Below are 15,499 nucleotides of genomic sequence, written 5' to 3'. Positions count from 1 at the left end.
TGTTCACAATCAGTAGAAAAAATGTCTACAATTTTTATTCAGGGCAGCGCTTGCAACATTGAAGGATCCGTCAGCGGCAGCAGCCAACGCGACTGGCCGGATTGCAGCCCACCGCGCCGCGAACGATCGACGATCCAGCCGCGAGCCTCGATTCGCTTGCCTTTCAGCGCTGCTAAACCGGCATTGTCGAATTGTCCAACCAGATTGGGTGCAACGCGCAATACAAGCGCATCCTGCAACTCGATCCAGATTCCGCCACGATTGCGTTGAACCTTGCTCACACGCCCACTGATCACGGCAAAACCCGAACGCTGGATCTGCTCCGCTTTCAGTACAGGTGACTGCCGCCAGAGGCCCCGCCCGGCCTTGCGCGCACTGCGTTCGGCGGCTTGCTGGCAGGCGACAAGATCGACATTCGGCGCAACCGCGACCTGGAAACCGAGGCCATCGGCGAGCATTTGCGCCTCGAGATTGGCGCCGCCGGCGCTGTAAAGATGCGCGAGCGTACGCCCGTAATGGTCTTTGGCTTGCTTGCCGGGCAGCAACCCGACGCGTCCGCCGCTGGCATCGACCAACACTTGCAGGCGTTTGCGTGCCGCCAACGCAAAAGGTTCGTCGCTGCGGCCCTGCTTACCCAGTTCAGGCGTGTTGAGGCCGATCATTCGTACGCTGCGACCATCGCTCAGGCGCAGCGTGTCGCCATCGACCACGCGCTGCACGGCGACACTGGTCAGTCCCGCAGGCGCCGAGCAAAAGGCTTGCGCGCCGGACAGCCAAATCGCGGACACAAAAAAGGCGCCCGCAAGGGACGCCTTTTTCATCAGTCTGGAGAAGTCGAAACGACCTTCCAAAATGATCAGCCTCAGGCTTTTTTGCCAACGCCGAAAGTAGCGAAACGGTCTGCGAACTTCTGCACGCGGCCGCCGGTGTCCAGAGTTTTCTGCTTACCGGTGTAGAACGGGTGGCATTCGTTGCAAACGTCGATCGCCAGGGCTTTGCCGAAGGTCGAACGAGTTTCGAACTTGTTACCGCACGAGCAGGTAACAGCGATTTCTGGGTAATTCGGGTGGATATCGGCTTTCATGGTGTATTCCTCAGGCTAGCGTGCCGCCACCCAACACTATTGTTGAATACCGCACGTAATTAGGCCGCGGATTCTACCAGACCTTTTCAATCACGCAAGCTGTCACCGAGACCGACCGTCTGCTAGGCTCCCGGCCCAATACGTGATCCCCTGTAGGAGTGAGCCTGCTCGCGATAGCGGTGTATCAGACGATAAAAATGTCGAATGACAGACCGCTATCGCGAGCAGACTCACTCCTGCAAGGTTATGTGCCTAGTCCCTTTTATCGTCCGCTGATCGAGATCCCCCCGCGTGCCCGACGCCATTCTGCGCCTCGCCCTGCCTTCGCCCCTGCGCCGCCTGTTCGACTATCGGGCGCCGGCCGGTGTGCTGCGTGAGCAATTGCAGCCGGGCATGCGCCTGCGGGTGCCGTTCGGTCGGCGGGAGATGATCGGGATTCTGGTCGAGATAACCGACACCAGCGAAGTCCCGCTGGAAAAACTCAAACCGGCGCTGGCCCTGCTCGATGCCGAGCCGCCGCTGCCGCCAGCGCTGTTCAAGCTGTGCCTGTGGACATCGCAGTATTACCAGCACAGCCTCGGCGACACCTTGAGTTGGGCGCTGCCAGTGCTGCTGCGCCAGGGCGAACTGGCCGAGGCCCGCCAGGAACGCTTCTGGTCGGTTGTGCCCGGCGCCAGTGTCGATGATCCGCGCATCGCCCGCGCACCGCGCCAGCGTGAAGCACTGACAACGCTCGCCCAACATCCACACGGCGTCGCCCATCAGTTGCTGAGCAAACTGATGTTGAGCAAGGACAGCCTCGACCTGCTGCTGGCCAAGCATCTGGTTCAGGTGGAAATCCGGCGCCATGCCCCCGGGGTGCGCCATGAACACTGGTTGGCGCAACCGGAACTGCCGCTGAATGGTGAACAACGCGCCGCTTACGAGGCGATCCGCGCCGGGTTCGACAGTTATCACGCGTTTCTCCTGGCGGGCGTCACCGGCAGCGGCAAGACCGAAGTCTATTTGCAACTGATCCGCGAAACCCTCGAAGCCGGCAAACAGGCCTTGGTGCTGATCCCGGAGATCAACCTCGGCCCGCAGACCCTGGCGCGTTTCGAGCAGCGCTTCAATGCGCGCATCGCCCTGCTGCATTCGGCGGTCAACGACCGCGAGCGCCTCGACGCCTGGCTCGCTGCCCGCGATGGCGAGGCCGACATTATTATCGGCACCCGCTCGGCGCTGTTCACGCCGATGAAGAACCCGGGGCTGATCATCATCGACGAAGAGCACGACGGCTCTTATAAACAGCAGGAAGGCCTGCGCTACCACGCCCGCGATCTGGCGCTGGTGCGTGCGCGCCAGGAAAACATCCCGATTGTCCTCGGCTCCGCCACGCCTTCGCTGGAAAGCCTGCACAACGCTTACACCGGCCGCTATGGCCTGCTGCGTCTCAACGAGCGAGCCGGCGGCGCCAAACAACCCCGCTTCCTGCGCCTGGATGTGAAAAGCCGTCCGCTGGACAGCGGCATTTCCGGGCCGATGCAACAAGCCATCGGCCAGACCCTCGCCGCCGGCCAGCAGGTGCTGGTGTTCCTCAACCGGCGCGGCTTTGCGCCGACCTTGCTGTGCCACGATTGCGGCTGGATGTCCGAGTGCTCGCGCTGCGATGCGCGGATGACCGTGCACCAGCGCTACGGCGAGCTGCGCTGCCACCACTGCGGCAACGTCGAACGCACGCCGCGTCAGTGCCCCAAGTGCAACAAGGTCGATCTGCGCCCGGTGGGCGCCGGCACCGAACGTGCCGAGGAACGGCTGGCGATTCTGTTCCCGGACTACCCGGTGCTGCGCGTCGACCGCGACAGCACCTCGCGCAAGGACGCGATGAATCAGTTGTTCGCGACGATTCAGAAAGGCCAGCCGTGCATTCTGGTCGGCACCCAGATGTTGGCCAAGGGGCACCATTTCCCCCGGGTCACGCTGGTGTCGATTCTGGATGCCGACGGCGGACTGTTCTCCGGCGACTTCCGCGCCAGCGAGCGCATGGCGCAATTGATTGTGCAGGTGGCCGGGCGCGCCGGGCGGGCTGAAGAGCCGGGCAAGGTGATCATCCAGACGCACCTGGCCGACCATCCTTTATTGGTGCAGTTGACCGAGCAGGGTTACTTCGCCTTTGCCGAACAGGCCTTAAGTGAGCGCCGCGCGGCGGGATTGCCACCGTTTTCACACCTGGCCTTGTTGCGCGCCGAAGCGCACAAGCCGGGACAGGCTGAAGGCTTTCTCGATGAAGCGTGCAGCGCGGCCGAGCGCCTGCTCGCCGAGCAGCATCTGAACGGTATCGAATTGCTCGGGCCGGTGCCGGCGCCCATGGAACGCCGCGCGGGACGCTATCGTGCGCAGCTGTTGGTGCAGGCGGCGGCGCGGGCACCGCTGCATCGGTTGCTCGCCAGTTGGCTGCTGGAACTGGAGCAGATGCCGAGCGGACGGGCGGTGCGCTGGTCGCTGGATGTCGACCCCGTCGATTTGTATTGACGCTGACCTGTGGCGAGGGAGCTTGCTCCCGCTGGGGCGCGAAGCGGCCCCAAAACCGCAATGCCAGACAAACCGAGTCAGCCGGTTTTACGACTGCTGCGCAGCCGAGCGGGAGCAAGCTCCCTCGCCACAGGGTAATTTGTCGCCACATATCCATAAGCTGCCTGCTAAGGTTGGCAAGCCCGTCTTCGCAACGGATAATGCCCAGTTTTTCCACCCGCGCATCGATGCGCCGCCGCGCTTGCGGTCGAAAGAGAAGACCATGAAAGACACCATTCGCCAGCTGATCCAACAAGCCCTCACCCAACTCGTCAACGAAGGTGTGTTGCCTGAAGGCCTGTCGCCGGCGATTCAGGTGGAGAACGCCCGTGACAAGACCCACGGCGACTTCGCCAGCAACATCGCCATGATGCTGGCCAAGCCGGCGAGCATGAAGCCGCGCGATCTGGCGGAAAAAATCATCGCCGCGCTGCCGGCCGACGAAAACGTCACCAAGGCCGAAATCGCCGGTCCAGGCTTCATCAACTTCTTCCAGAACACCCAGGCCCTGGCCTCGCGCCTCGACGCCGCACTGGCCGATGCACATGTAGGCGTGCGAAAGGCCGGCCCGGCGCAGCGCACCGTGGTTGACCTGTCGGCGCCGAACCTGGCCAAAGAGATGCACGTTGGTCACTTGCGTTCGACCATCATCGGCGACGGCGTGGCCCGCGTGCTGGAATTCCTCGGCGACGAAGTGATCCGCCAGAACCACGTCGGCGACTGGGGCACCCAGTTCGGCATGTTGATGGCGTATCTGCAGGAAAACCCGATCACCAGCGACGAGCTGTCCGATCTGGAAAACTTCTACCGCGCCGCCAAGCAGCGTTTCGACGAGTCCGAAGAGTTCGCCGACCGCGCCCGTGGCCTGGTGGTCAAGCTGCAGGCCGGCGATGCCGAATGCCTGGCGCTGTGGACCAGGTTCAAGGACATCTCGCTGTCGCACTGCCAGAAGATCTACGAACTGCTCAACGTCAAACTGACCATGGCCGACGTGATGGGCGAAAGTGCCTACAACGACGACCTGATCAACGTGGTCAACGACCTTAAAGCCGCCGGCATGCTGGTCGAAAGCAACGGTGCTCAGTGCGTGTTCCTCGACGAATTCAAGAACGCCGACGGCGACCCGCTGCCGGTGATCATCGTCAAGGCTGACGGCGGCTACCTCTACGCCACAACCGACCTGGCGGCCGTGCGCTACCGCAGCGGCAAGCTCAAGGCCGATCGCGCACTGTACTTCGTCGACCAGCGTCAGGCCCTGCACTTCCAGCAAGTGTTCGCCGTGGCGCGCAAGGCCGGCTTCGTGACCCATCCGATGGAGATGGAACACATGGGCTTCGGCACCATGAACGGCGCCGATGGCCGTCCGTTCAAGACCCGTGACGGCGGCACCGTGAAGCTGATCGACCTGCTGACCGAAGCGCAGGAGCGTGCCTACAACCTGGTGAAAGAGAAGAACCCGACGCTTGCCGAAGACGAACTGCGCAACATCGCCAAGGTCGTCGGTATCGGTGCGGTGAAATACGCCGATCTGTCCAAGCACCGCACCAGCGACTACAGCTTCAACTTCGACCTGATGCTCAACTTCGAAGGCAACACCGCGCCGTACCTGCTGTACGCCTACACCCGTGTCGCCGGTGTGTTCCGCAAACTGGGCAAGGATTTCAGCGAAGTCGACGGCCAGATCGTCCTCGAAGCCGCGCACGAGCAAGAGCTGGCGGCGAAGCTGGCGCAGTTCGGCGAAGTGCTGAACAACGTCGCGGAAAAAGGCACCCCGCACATCCTCTGCACCTACCTGTATGACGTCGCCGGTCTGTTCTCCAGCTTCTACGAGAACTGCCCGATCCTCGCCGCCGAAACGCCGGCCCAGATGCAGAGCCGTCTGCGTCTGGCCGCGCTGACCGGCCGTACTCTCAAGCAAGGCCTGGAACTGTTGGGCCTGGAAACTCTGGAGCGCATGTAAGTTGGCTGCCAAGAAAAAACCTGCACCCAAGCGTGGCGCCAGCCGTTACCAAGCTCCTGCAAAGCAACCGATCCCGGGTTGGTTGTGGATGGCCATCGGCCTGACGGTCGGTGCGTTCATCGTGTTCCTGATGAAACTGGAGCCGGGCAAGGGCAGCGACACGGTCAAGCGTGAGAAAGTCGAGCAGGCGCAGCAGCAGAAAGCGTCGAAGATCGCCGAGGCCAACAAGACGCCGCCGAGCCCGACGCAACCGGTGAAGCCGAAGTACGACTTCTACACCCTGCTGCCGGAATCGGAAGTGATCGTGCCGCCGGACGCCGTGCCGGAGAAAACCCTGCCGACGCCGCAAGTGCCGACCACGCCGGTGACCCCGGCGGAAGCCGCGAAGATCGACACGGCTCGGGCTCAGGCTGCGCTGTCGGGCATTACCCCGCCACCCGCGCCGCCGGTGGCGAAAGCGGCGCCGGTGACCAAGTTCTTCCTCCAGGCCGGTTCGTTCCGCAAAGAGGCGGATGCCGACAAGGTGCGGGCGCAGATCATTCTGCTCGGCCAGGCCGTTGCAGTTGAGTCGGGCACGGTGAAGGACGAAACCTGGTACCGCGTATTGGTCGGCCCGTTCAGCAACCGCGAACAACTGACCACCGCGCAGAAACAACTGGCGGGCAGCGGCTTCAGCAATCTGTTGTTACAACAACGCCAGAGCCGCTGACCTCACGCCGAACGTAAATCGTTCGGCGGACTTTGTGGCGAGGGAGCTTGCTCCCGATGGGGTGCGAAGCACCCCCAAAGCCTGTAAATCCGGTGCATCAGACAGTCCGGGATTGCAGGTTTTGCGACTGCTGCGCAGCCGAGCGGGACGGTGCGACGATTCGACAAGCTCCCTCGCCACAGAGATTTTCACCCTCCCGCGACACCGCTCGTCCCCTCTCCTGCCCTACGGTTGAAATCCTCTCCAGCACCCCCATATGAATGGGCATAAGGCATTTTCGCCCCGCTGCGTGGAGACTCTTCCCTTGACCACCATCGTTTCAGTCCGCCGCCACGGCAAAGTCGTCATGGGCGGCGACGGCCAGGTTTCTCTCGGCAACACCGTGATGAAAGGCAACGCGAAGAAAGTTCGCCGCCTGTACCACGGCCAGGTCATCGCCGGTTTCGCCGGTGCTACCGCCGACGCCTTCACCCTGTTCGAACGGTTCGAAGGCCAGCTGGAGAAACACCAGGGCCACCTGATCCGCGCCGCTGTCGAACTCGCCAAAGAATGGCGTACCGACCGTTCCCTGAGCCGCCTCGAAGCCATGCTCGCGGTCGCCAACAAGGACGCCTCGCTGATCATCACCGGCAACGGTGACGTGGTTGAACCCGAAGACGGCCTGATTGCCATGGGTTCCGGCGGCGCCTACGCGCAAGCCGCAGCCAGCGCGCTGCTGAAAAAGACCGACCTGTCGGCCCGTGAGATCGTCGAAACCGCCCTCGGTATCGCCGGCGACATCTGTGTATTCACCAACCACACTCAGACCATTGAGGAGCAGGATCTCGCTGAATAAGCCTGACGCGGCCCGTGTGCCACGGCTTGTTTCTGCTTGAGGACCGTCAAATATTATGTCCATGACTCCCCGCGAAATCGTCCACGAACTCAACCGCCACATCATCGGCCAGGACGATGCCAAGCGCGCTGTCGCGATTGCCCTGCGCAACCGCTGGCGTCGCATGCAGCTGCCTGAAGAGCTGCGTGTTGAAGTGACCCCGAAGAACATCCTGATGATCGGCCCGACCGGTGTCGGTAAAACCGAGATCGCCCGTCGTCTGGCGAAACTGGCCAACGCGCCGTTCATCAAGGTCGAAGCGACCAAGTTCACCGAAGTCGGCTACGTTGGCCGTGACGTCGAATCGATCATCCGTGATCTTGCCGACGCTGCGATCAAGATGCTTCGCGAGCAGGAAATGACCCGCGTGCGTCACCGTGCCGAAGACGCCGCCGAGGACCGCATCCTCGACGCGCTGCTGCCACCGGCGCGCATGGGCTTCAGTAACGAAGAAGCACCCAGCAGCGATTCCAACACCCGCCAGCTGTTCCGCAAGCGCCTGCGCGAAGGTCAGCTGGACGACAAGGAAATCGAGATCGAAGTCGCCGAAGTGTCCGGCATCGAGATCGCCACGCCGCCTGGCATGGAAGAGATGACCAGCCAGTTGCAGAACCTGTTCGCCAACATGGGCAAGGGCAAGAAGAAGGCGCGCAAGCTCAAGGTCAAGGAAGCGCTGAAACTGGTGCGCGACGAAGAAGCCGGGCGTCTGGTCAACGAAGAAGAGCTGAAAGCCAAAGCGCTGGAAGCCGTTGAACAGCACGGCATCGTGTTCATCGACGAAATCGACAAGGTCGCCAAGCGCGGCAACGTCGGCGGCGCCGATGTGTCCCGTGAAGGCGTCCAGCGCGACCTGCTGCCGCTGATCGAAGGCTGCACCGTCAACACTAAGCTGGGCATGGTCAAGACCGACCACATCCTGTTCATCGCCTCCGGTGCGTTCCACCTGAGCAAGCCGAGCGATCTGGTGCCTGAGCTGCAAGGTCGTCTGCCGATCCGCGTCGAACTCAAGGCCCTGAGCCCGGAAGACTTCGAACGCATCCTCAGCGAGCCGCACGCGTCGCTCACCGAGCAATACTGTGCGCTGCTGAAGACCGAAGGCCTGAACATCCAGTTCCAGCCGGAAGGCATCAAGCGTCTGGCGGAAATCGCCTGGCAGGTCAACGAGAAGACCGAGAACATCGGTGCCCGTCGCCTGCACACGCTGCTTGAGCGTCTGCTGGAAGAGGTGTCGTTCAGTGCCGGCGACCTGGCCAGCGCGCATGACGACAAGCCGATCCTGATCGACGCCGAGTACGTCAACAGCCACCTGGGCGAATTGGCGCAGAACGAAGACCTGTCCCGTTATATCCTGTAGGTCACCTTCTCTGTAGGAGCTGCCGCAGGCTGCGATCTTTTGATTTTGATTTATAAAAAGATCGCAGCCTGCGGCAGCTCCTACAGGGTGTTCCATCTAGTCGGATGACCTGCAATGACCAATATTCCCACCGACATCAAACTGCACAAAGCTTCGAAAACCCTGACGCTCACCTACGCGTCCGGCGAGGAATACACCTTGCCCGCCGAGTTTCTGCGCGTGCATTCCCCCTCCGCCGAGGTCCAGGGCCACGGCAAACCGATCCTGCAATTCGGCAAACTCAATGTCGGCCTCAGCGGCCTGGAACCGGCCGGTCACTACGCACTGAAACTGACCTTCGACGACGGTCACGACAGCGGCCTGTTCACCTGGGAATACCTCTACGAGCTGGGGCGACGTCATGACGCACTCTGGGCCGATTATCTGGCCGAGCTCAAAGCTGCGGGAAAAACCCGCGATCCCGACGAGTCGATCGTCAAGCTGATGCTCTAGCCCGACACTCTTGCTCTTTAGAGGGCATTTTCTAAATTCATCTGTTTGAATGCTGCGCTTGGCGGTCGAGGATCGGCCGCTTGCGAAAAAAATTAAACTCGGGTAACCAATGGAGCTGGCAAGTTCCCTGCAGTGCTCTATGAACTGTAAAGCAGCTATGCAGAATTAACGGTCACCCGAGCAGTAGTACCTGGCATTGGCTGTGGAACTGCACAGCAGAAAACCGGGTACTCGTCTCAGGACAATGGAGCGTCGTAGATGAGTAACAAGAATAACGATGACCTGAAGTACCAAGCCTCGGAAAACACCCTGGGGCTTAATCCCGTCGTTGGGCTGCGCGGAAAGGATCTGCTGGCCTCTGCTCGAATGGTGCTGACCCAGGCCATCAAACAACCGATCCATAGCGTCAAGCACGTGACCCATTTCGGCCTCGAACTGAAGAACGTGCTGTTCGGCAAATCCGAACTGCAACCGGCCAGCGATGACCGTCGCTTCGCTGATCCGGCCTGGAGCCAGAACCCGCTCTACAAACGTTATCTGCAAACTTACCTGGCGTGGCGCAAGGAGCTCCATTCCTGGATCGACGACAGCAGCCTGTCACCCAAAGACATTGCCCGTGGCCACTTTGTGATCAACCTGATGACCGAAGCCATGGCCCCGACCAACACGGCGGCCAACCCCGCGGCAGTCAAACGCTTCTTCGAGACCGGCGGCAAAAGCCTGCTCGACGGTCTCTCGCATCTGGCCAAGGATCTGGTGCACAACGGCGGCATGCCGAGCCAGGTCAACATGGGCGCGTTCGAGGTCGGCAAGAGCCTGGGCGTGACCGAAGGCGCGGTGGTGTTTCGCAACGACGTGCTGGAGCTGATCCAGTACAAGCCGATCACCGAGCAAGTCCACGAGCGCCCCCTGCTCGTCGTACCGCCGCAGATCAACAAGTTCTACGTCTTCGATCTGAGCCCGGACAAGAGCCTGGCGCGCTTCTGCCTGCGCAATAACGTGCAGACCTTCATCGTCAGCTGGCGCAACCCGACCAAGGCGCAGCGCGAGTGGGGCCTGTCCACTTACATCGATGCGCTGAAAGAAGCGGTCGACGTGGTCACCGCGATCACCGGCAGCAAAGACATCAACATGCTCGGCGCCTGCTCCGGCGGCATTACCTGCACCGCCCTGCTCGGCCATTACGCCGCCATCGGCGAGAACAAAGTCAACGCCCTGACCCTGCTGGTCAGCGTGCTCGACACCACCCTGGACAGCGACGTCGCCCTGTTCGTCGACGAGCAGACCCTGGAGACCGCCAAGCGCCACTCGTATCAGGCCGGCGTGCTCGAAGGCAAGGACATGGCCAAGGTCTTCGCGTGGATGCGGCCGAACGATCTGATCTGGAATTACTGGGTCAACAACTACCTGCTGGGCAACGAGCCGCCGGTGTTCGACATCCTGTTCTGGAACAACGACACCACAAGGTTGCCGGCGGCGTTCCACGGCGACCTGATCGAGATGTTCAAAAACAACCCACTGATCCGCCCCAATGCACTGGAAGTGTGCGGTACGCCGATCGACCTCAAGCAGGTCACGGCCGACATTTTCTCGCTGGCCGGTACCAACGACCACATCACCCCGTGGAAGTCCTGCTACAAGTCGGCGCAACTGTTCGGCGGCAAGGTCGAGTTCGTGCTGTCGAGCAGCGGCCATATCCAGAGCATTCTGAATCCGCCGGGCAACCCGAAATCGCGTTACATGACCAGCGAAGGCATGGCCGCCAACGCCGACGAATGGCAGGAGAACTCGACCAAGCACACCGATTCCTGGTGGCTGTACTGGCAGGCGTGGCACGCCGAGCGCTCGGGCAATCTGAAAAAGGCGCCGCTGAAACTGGGTAACAAAACGTATGCGCCAGGTGAAGCCTCGCCGGGCACTTACGTTCACGAGCGGTAACTGACGCACCTCGCCCTGTGTAGGAGCTGCCGAAGGCTGCGATCTTTTGATTTTGCTTTTCAAGATCAAAAGATCGCAGCCTTCGACAGCTCCTACGGGGAGCGGGGATGAATTAATCCACAGGGCCTGAAGCATGCCGCAACCGTTCATTTTTCGTACCGTCGATCTGGATGGGCAGACCCTCCGCACCGCGGTACGCCCCGGCAAGCCTCATTTGACGCCCTTGCTGATATTCAACGGCATCGGCGCCAACCTGGAGCTGGTGTTTCCGTTTGTCGCGGCGCTGGACCCGGATCTGGAAGTGATCGCCTTCGACGTGCCCGGTGTCGGCGGTTCGTCGACGCCGAGCCGGCCGTATCGCTTTCCCGGGCTGGCAAAGCTGACGGCGCGGATGCTCGATTACCTCGACTACGGTCAGGTCAATGTGATTGGCGTGTCCTGGGGCGGTGCGCTGGCGCAGCAGTTCGCCCATGACTACCCCGAGCGCTGTAAGAAACTGGTGCTGGCAGCGACGGCGGCCGGCGCCTTCATGGTGCCGGGCAAACCCAAGGTGCTGTGGATGATGGCCAGCCCAAGGCGCTACATCCAGCCCTCGCATGTGATCCGGATCGCGCCGATGATCTACGGCGGCTCGTTCCGCCGCGATCCGACGCTGGCCGCCAGCCATGCAGCCAAGGTGCGCTCGGCGGGCAAGCTCGGTTACTACTGGCAACTGTTCGCCGGCCTTGGCTGGACCAGCATTCACTGGCTGCACAAGATCCATCAGCCGACCCTGGTGCTGGCCGGCGACGACGATCCGCTGATCCCGCTGATCAACATGCGCATGCTCGCCTGGCGGATTCCCAACGCGCAGTTGCACATCATCGACGACGGCCACCTGTTCCTGATCACCCGCGCCGAAGCCGTGGCGCCGATCATCATGAAATTCCTTGAGGAGGAACGGCAGCGCGCCGTGATGCACCCGCACCCGACACCCTTGGGCGGCTGAACCGCTGCGGCAGGCTTTATGCAGGGTTTTCTACAACTCGCGTGGCAGGACGCCACGCAGGCAGTAACCCGTAACAGCGACTATGGTGTTCTGGTTCGGTGAGTTTGTTTTTGACCTGAAGACGAAGGAGTGTTGAGTCATGCGCGACAAACCTGCGACGGGCGTAGTGCCCAGCCCCGCCGTGTTCATCAATGCACAAAGTGCAATGACCGGCCTGCGTGGTCGGGACTTGATCTCGACGTTACGCAGTGTCGCGGCCCACGGTCTGCGCAACCCGCTGCACAGTGCGCGACATGCCTTGAAGCTCGGCGGTCAGCTCGGGCGCGTGCTGCTCGGTGAAACCCTGCACCCGACCAACCCGCAGGACGCGCGGTTCGCCGATCCGGCGTGGAGCCTCAACCCGTTCTACCGGCGCAGCCTGCAGGCGTATCTGGCCTGGCAGAAACAGGTCAAGAGCTGGATCGATGAAAGCAGCATGAGCGACGACGACCGCGCCCGCGCGCACTTCGCGTTCACCCTGATCAACGACGCCGTCGCGCCCTCCAACACCCTGCTCAACCCGCTGGCGATCAAGGAGCTGTTCAACTCCGGCGGCCAGAGCCTGGTGCGCGGCCTGAGCCATCTGTTCGATGATCTGCTGCACAACGACGGCCTGCCGCGTCAGGTCACCAAACAGGCTTTCGAGGTCGGCAAGACCGTCGCCACCACCACCGGCGCCGTGGTGTTTCGCAACGAGATGCTGGAGCTGATCCAGTACAAACCGATGAGCGAAAAACAGTACGCCAAGCCGCTGCTGGTGGTGCCGCCGCAAATCAACAAGTACTACATTTTCGACCTCAGCCCGCAGAACAGCTTCGTCCAGTACGCGCTGAAAAATGGCCTGCAGACCTTCATGATCAGTTGGCGCAACCCGGATGTGCGCCATCGCGAATGGGGCCTGTCGACCTACGTCGAAGCCGTGGAAGAAGCGATGAACATCTGCCGCGCGATCACCGGCGCCCGCGACGTCAACCTGATGGGTGCCTGCGCCGGCGGCCTGACCATCGCCGCCCTGCAAGGTCATCTGCAAGCCAAGCGGCAGCTGCGGCGGATCTCCAGTGCGACTTATCTGGTCAGCCTGCTCGACAGCGAAATCGAAACTCCGACCACCCTGTTCGCCGATGAACAGACCATCGAAGCCGCCAAACGCCGCTCCTATCAGAAAGGCGTGCTCGACGGTCGCGACATGGCCAAGGTGTTCGCCTGGATGCGGCCCAACGACTTGATCTGGAGCTACTTCGTCAACAACTACCTGCTGGGCAAAGAGCCGCCGGCGTTCGACATCCTCTACTGGAACAACGACAACACCCGCCTGCCCGCAGCGTTCCATGGCGACCTGCTGGACTTCTTCAAGCACAACCCGCTGACCCATCCGGGTGGGCTGGAAGTCTGCGGTACGCCGATCGATCTGCAGAAAGTCACGGTCGACAGCTTCAGCGTGGCCGGCATGAACGACCACATCACGCCGTGGGATGCGGTGTATCGCTCGACACTGCTGCTCGGTGGCGAGCGGCGCTTCGTGCTGTCCAACAGCGGCCACGTGCAAAGCATCCTCAACCCGCCGAGCAACCCGAAAGCCAATTACGTCGAGAACGGCAAGCTCAGCAGCGACCCGCGCGCCTGGTACTACGACGCCAAACGCGTCGACGGCAGTTGGTGGCCGCAGTGGCTGGAATGGATTCAGCAGCGCTCCGGCACACAGCACGAAACCACGTTTACCCTCGGCAACCCGAACTATCCACCGATGGAGGCAGCACCCGGCACCTACGTGCATGTGCGCTGACGCTTAACCGAACTTTTCTAAGAAGACTGGATGAAAACCCGCGACCGGATTCTCGAATGTGCCCTGCAACTGTTCAACGAAAAGGGTGAGCCCAACGTCTCCACCATGGAAGTTGCCAACGAAATGGGGATCAGCCCCGGCAACCTCTACTACCACTTCCACGGCAAGGAGCCGTTGATTCTCGGCCTGTTCGAGCGCTTCCAGAATGAACTGGCGCCGCTGCTCGATCCGCCCTCGGATGTCGAGTTGGCGCCAGAGGATTACTGGCTGTTTCTGCACCTGATCGTCGAGCGCCTGGCGCAGTACCGTTTTCTGTTCCAAGACCTGTCGAACCTCGCCGGACGCCTGCCGAAACTGGCCAAAGGCATTCGTCATCTGCTCAATGCGCTCAAGCGCACGCTGGCGTCATTGCTGGCGCGGTTGAAAGCGGGCGGGCAGTTGGTCAGTGATACCCAGGCGTTGGGGCAACTGGTGGAGCAGATCACCATGACCCTGCTGTTCTCGCTGGACTATCAGCGGATTCTTGATCGCGAGGGTGAGGTCAGACTCGTCGTGTACCAGATCATGATGCTGGTGGCGCCGCATCTGCTGCCGCCGGTGAAGGTGGCGACGGAACGGATGGCTTTGCAATACCTCGAAGACCATTAACGTCAAAAGATCGCAGCCTGCGGCAGCTCCTGCACGTGCCACGTTCGCCGCCCATTTTTCGGTTTGGCAACGATCCTGTAGGAGCTGCCGCAGGCTGCGATCTTTGATCTTCAAATAAAAACGCCCGACCTTCACAGGCCGGGCGTTTTGTTTTGCCCTGAGGAATCAGGACTGACTGGTTGGCGTCGACGGAGTCGATGCAGCAGTCGGGGTGGCTACCGGAGTCGGTGCAGCGGCGGAGTTCGACGCGCTGGCCGGGGTTGCCGGGGTGGCAGGCTTGGCTGCTGCTGGTGCAGCTGGCTTCGGCGCAGCCGCTTTCGGTGCGGCCGGTTTTTTCACTGCCGGTTTTTTCGCCGCAGCCGGTTTGGCCGCAGGCTTGGCAGCCGGTTTGGCGGCAGCGGTTTTCGCTGCTGGCTTGGCGGCTGGTTTTGCTGCCGGTTTCGCGGCGGCTTTGGCGGCTACCGGTTTGGCTGCCGCTTTTGCGGCGGGCTTGGCGGCGGCGGTTTTCGCGGCAGGTTTTGCTGCAGTTTTGGCAGCAGGCTTGGCCGCGGCTTTCGCAGGCGCTTTAGCCAGTGGCTTGGCTGCTGTTTTTGCAGCGGGTTTAGCCGCCGCAGTTTTCGCTGCCGGTTTCGCCGCAGCGGTTTTCGCCGCCACAGGCTGAGCTTTCAGACCGGTGAGTTTCTCGATCTGCTTGGTCAGGGTTTCAACCTTGCTGTGCAGCGCTTTGACTTCATTGCGGCTCGGCACACCCAGGCGCGAAATCGCACTGTTCAGGCGCTTGTCGAAAGCCCCTTCCAGTTCGTCCCACTTGCCCAGTGCGCGATCTTTCACGCCGCTGATGCGCGACTTGGCCGAGGAAGCAGAGTCCTTGGCGGCATCGACTTTTTTGCCGACTGCCGATTTGGTGAGCTTCTCGGCTTTCTCGCCGTCTTTGACCAATGTATCGAAGAGCTTGCTGCCGTCAGTGTCGATCTTCGAGTACACGCCTAAACCAGCCAGCCAGATTTTGCGGGAGTAGTCTTCGACTTTCCCAATCCACGAGCTGCCTTCTTTATCGGTGTTCTTTTTACCAGCCATCCC

The 15,499-nt window shown here is 61.5% G+C and carries 13 protein-coding genes; 10 read left to right on the top strand and 3 right to left on the bottom strand.

What is annotated here, in order from left to right; all coding sequences use genetic code 11:
- Positions 1–38: 38 nt before the first annotated feature.
- Positions 39–821 carry a thermonuclease family protein gene (locus HBN98_RS17325; protein ID WP_083367248.1) on the bottom strand — a complete coding sequence of 261 codons (783 nt, stop codon included), beginning with the start codon at positions 819–821 and terminating at the stop codon, positions 39–41.
- A gap of 41 nt (positions 822–862) precedes the next feature.
- Positions 863–1,084 carry a 50S ribosomal protein L31 gene (rpmE, locus tag HBN98_RS17320; RefSeq protein WP_064585593.1) on the bottom strand — a complete coding sequence of 74 codons (222 nt, stop codon included), beginning with the start codon at positions 1,082–1,084 and terminating at the stop codon, positions 863–865.
- A gap of 291 nt (positions 1,085–1,375) precedes the next feature.
- Between rpmE and HBN98_RS17315 the strand changes: the two genes are divergently transcribed.
- The 10 genes from HBN98_RS17315 (at position 1,376) to HBN98_RS17270 (ending at position 14,419) form a co-directional block, all read left to right on the top strand.
- Positions 1,376–3,595, top strand: coding sequence for a primosomal protein N' (locus HBN98_RS17315; RefSeq protein ID WP_083367249.1), 2,220 nt, complete (start codon positions 1,376–1,378; stop codon positions 3,593–3,595).
- A 262-nt stretch (positions 3,596–3,857) separates the two neighbouring features.
- Positions 3,858–5,594 (top strand): arginine--tRNA ligase, encoded by a 1,737-nt coding sequence (gene argS, locus HBN98_RS17310; RefSeq protein ID WP_083367250.1) that lies wholly within the window; start codon positions 3,858–3,860, stop codon positions 5,592–5,594.
- A gap of 1 nt (position 5,595) precedes the next feature.
- A complete protein-coding gene (locus HBN98_RS17305; protein WP_007968349.1) occupies positions 5,596–6,303 on the top strand; it encodes an SPOR domain-containing protein in 708 nt (235 codons plus the stop codon).
- Positions 6,304–6,607: 304 nt separating this feature from the next.
- Positions 6,608–7,138 carry an ATP-dependent protease subunit HslV gene (gene hslV / locus HBN98_RS17300; RefSeq protein ID WP_007968352.1) on the top strand — a complete coding sequence of 177 codons (531 nt, stop codon included), beginning with the start codon at positions 6,608–6,610 and terminating at the stop codon, positions 7,136–7,138.
- 55 nt (positions 7,139–7,193) lie between these two features.
- Entirely contained in the window at positions 7,194–8,531 is a 1,338-nt protein-coding gene (gene hslU, locus HBN98_RS17295; protein ID WP_064585590.1) for an ATP-dependent protease ATPase subunit HslU, read from the top strand.
- 114 nt (positions 8,532–8,645) lie between these two features.
- Positions 8,646–9,023, top strand: a complete 378-nt coding sequence (locus HBN98_RS17290) for a gamma-butyrobetaine hydroxylase family protein (RefSeq protein WP_083367251.1) — start codon at positions 8,646–8,648, stop codon at positions 9,021–9,023.
- Positions 9,024–9,281: 258 nt separating this feature from the next.
- Entirely contained in the window at positions 9,282–10,961 is a 1,680-nt protein-coding gene (gene phaC / locus HBN98_RS17285; protein WP_083367252.1) for a class II poly(R)-hydroxyalkanoic acid synthase, read from the top strand.
- A 133-nt stretch (positions 10,962–11,094) separates the two neighbouring features.
- Positions 11,095–11,949, top strand: coding sequence for a poly(3-hydroxyalkanoate) depolymerase (phaZ, locus tag HBN98_RS17280; protein ID WP_064585587.1), 855 nt, complete (start codon positions 11,095–11,097; stop codon positions 11,947–11,949).
- Between the two features lie 139 nt (positions 11,950–12,088).
- Positions 12,089–13,771: a class II poly(R)-hydroxyalkanoic acid synthase gene (phaC, locus tag HBN98_RS17275; protein ID WP_083367253.1), complete on the top strand. Its 1,683-nt coding sequence runs from the start codon at positions 12,089–12,091 to the stop codon at positions 13,769–13,771.
- A gap of 30 nt (positions 13,772–13,801) precedes the next feature.
- Positions 13,802–14,419 carry a TetR/AcrR family transcriptional regulator gene (locus tag HBN98_RS17270; protein WP_083367254.1) on the top strand — a complete coding sequence of 206 codons (618 nt, stop codon included), beginning with the start codon at positions 13,802–13,804 and terminating at the stop codon, positions 14,417–14,419.
- Positions 14,420–14,584: 165 nt separating this feature from the next.
- On the opposite strand, the gene HBN98_RS17265 is transcribed toward HBN98_RS17270, so the two are convergent.
- Positions 14,585–15,496: a phasin family protein gene (locus HBN98_RS17265; protein WP_064585584.1), complete on the bottom strand. Its 912-nt coding sequence runs from the start codon at positions 15,494–15,496 to the stop codon at positions 14,585–14,587.
- Between the last annotated feature and the right edge of the window lie 3 nt (positions 15,497–15,499).

Source organism: Pseudomonas koreensis, assembly GCF_012986595.1.
Classification (GTDB): Bacteria; Pseudomonadota; Gammaproteobacteria; order Pseudomonadales; family Pseudomonadaceae; genus Aquipseudomonas; species Aquipseudomonas koreensis.
This window is presented reverse-complemented; position numbering and strand designations above follow the sequence as displayed.

Coding starts and splice junctions, on each gene's coding strand:
- hslU (WP_064585590.1), top strand. CDS start 7,194: ATGTCCATGACTCCCCGCGAAATCGTCCACGAACTCAACCGCCACATC.
- phaC (WP_083367253.1), top strand. CDS start 12,089: ATGCGCGACAAACCTGCGACGGGCGTAGTGCCCAGCCCCGCCGTGTTC.
- HBN98_RS17325 (WP_083367248.1), bottom strand. CDS start 821: ATGAAAAAGGCGTCCCTTGCGGGCGCCTTTTTTGTGTCCGCGATTTGG.
- rpmE (WP_064585593.1), bottom strand. CDS start 1,084: ATGAAAGCCGATATCCACCCGAATTACCCAGAAATCGCTGTTACCTGC.
- argS (WP_083367250.1), top strand. CDS start 3,858: ATGAAAGACACCATTCGCCAGCTGATCCAACAAGCCCTCACCCAACTC.
- HBN98_RS17290 (WP_083367251.1), top strand. CDS start 8,646: ATGACCAATATTCCCACCGACATCAAACTGCACAAAGCTTCGAAAACC.
- phaC (WP_083367252.1), top strand. CDS start 9,282: ATGAGTAACAAGAATAACGATGACCTGAAGTACCAAGCCTCGGAAAAC.
- phaZ (WP_064585587.1), top strand. CDS start 11,095: ATGCCGCAACCGTTCATTTTTCGTACCGTCGATCTGGATGGGCAGACC.
- HBN98_RS17270 (WP_083367254.1), top strand. CDS start 13,802: ATGAAAACCCGCGACCGGATTCTCGAATGTGCCCTGCAACTGTTCAAC.
- HBN98_RS17265 (WP_064585584.1), bottom strand. CDS start 15,496: ATGGCTGGTAAAAAGAACACCGATAAAGAAGGCAGCTCGTGGATTGGG.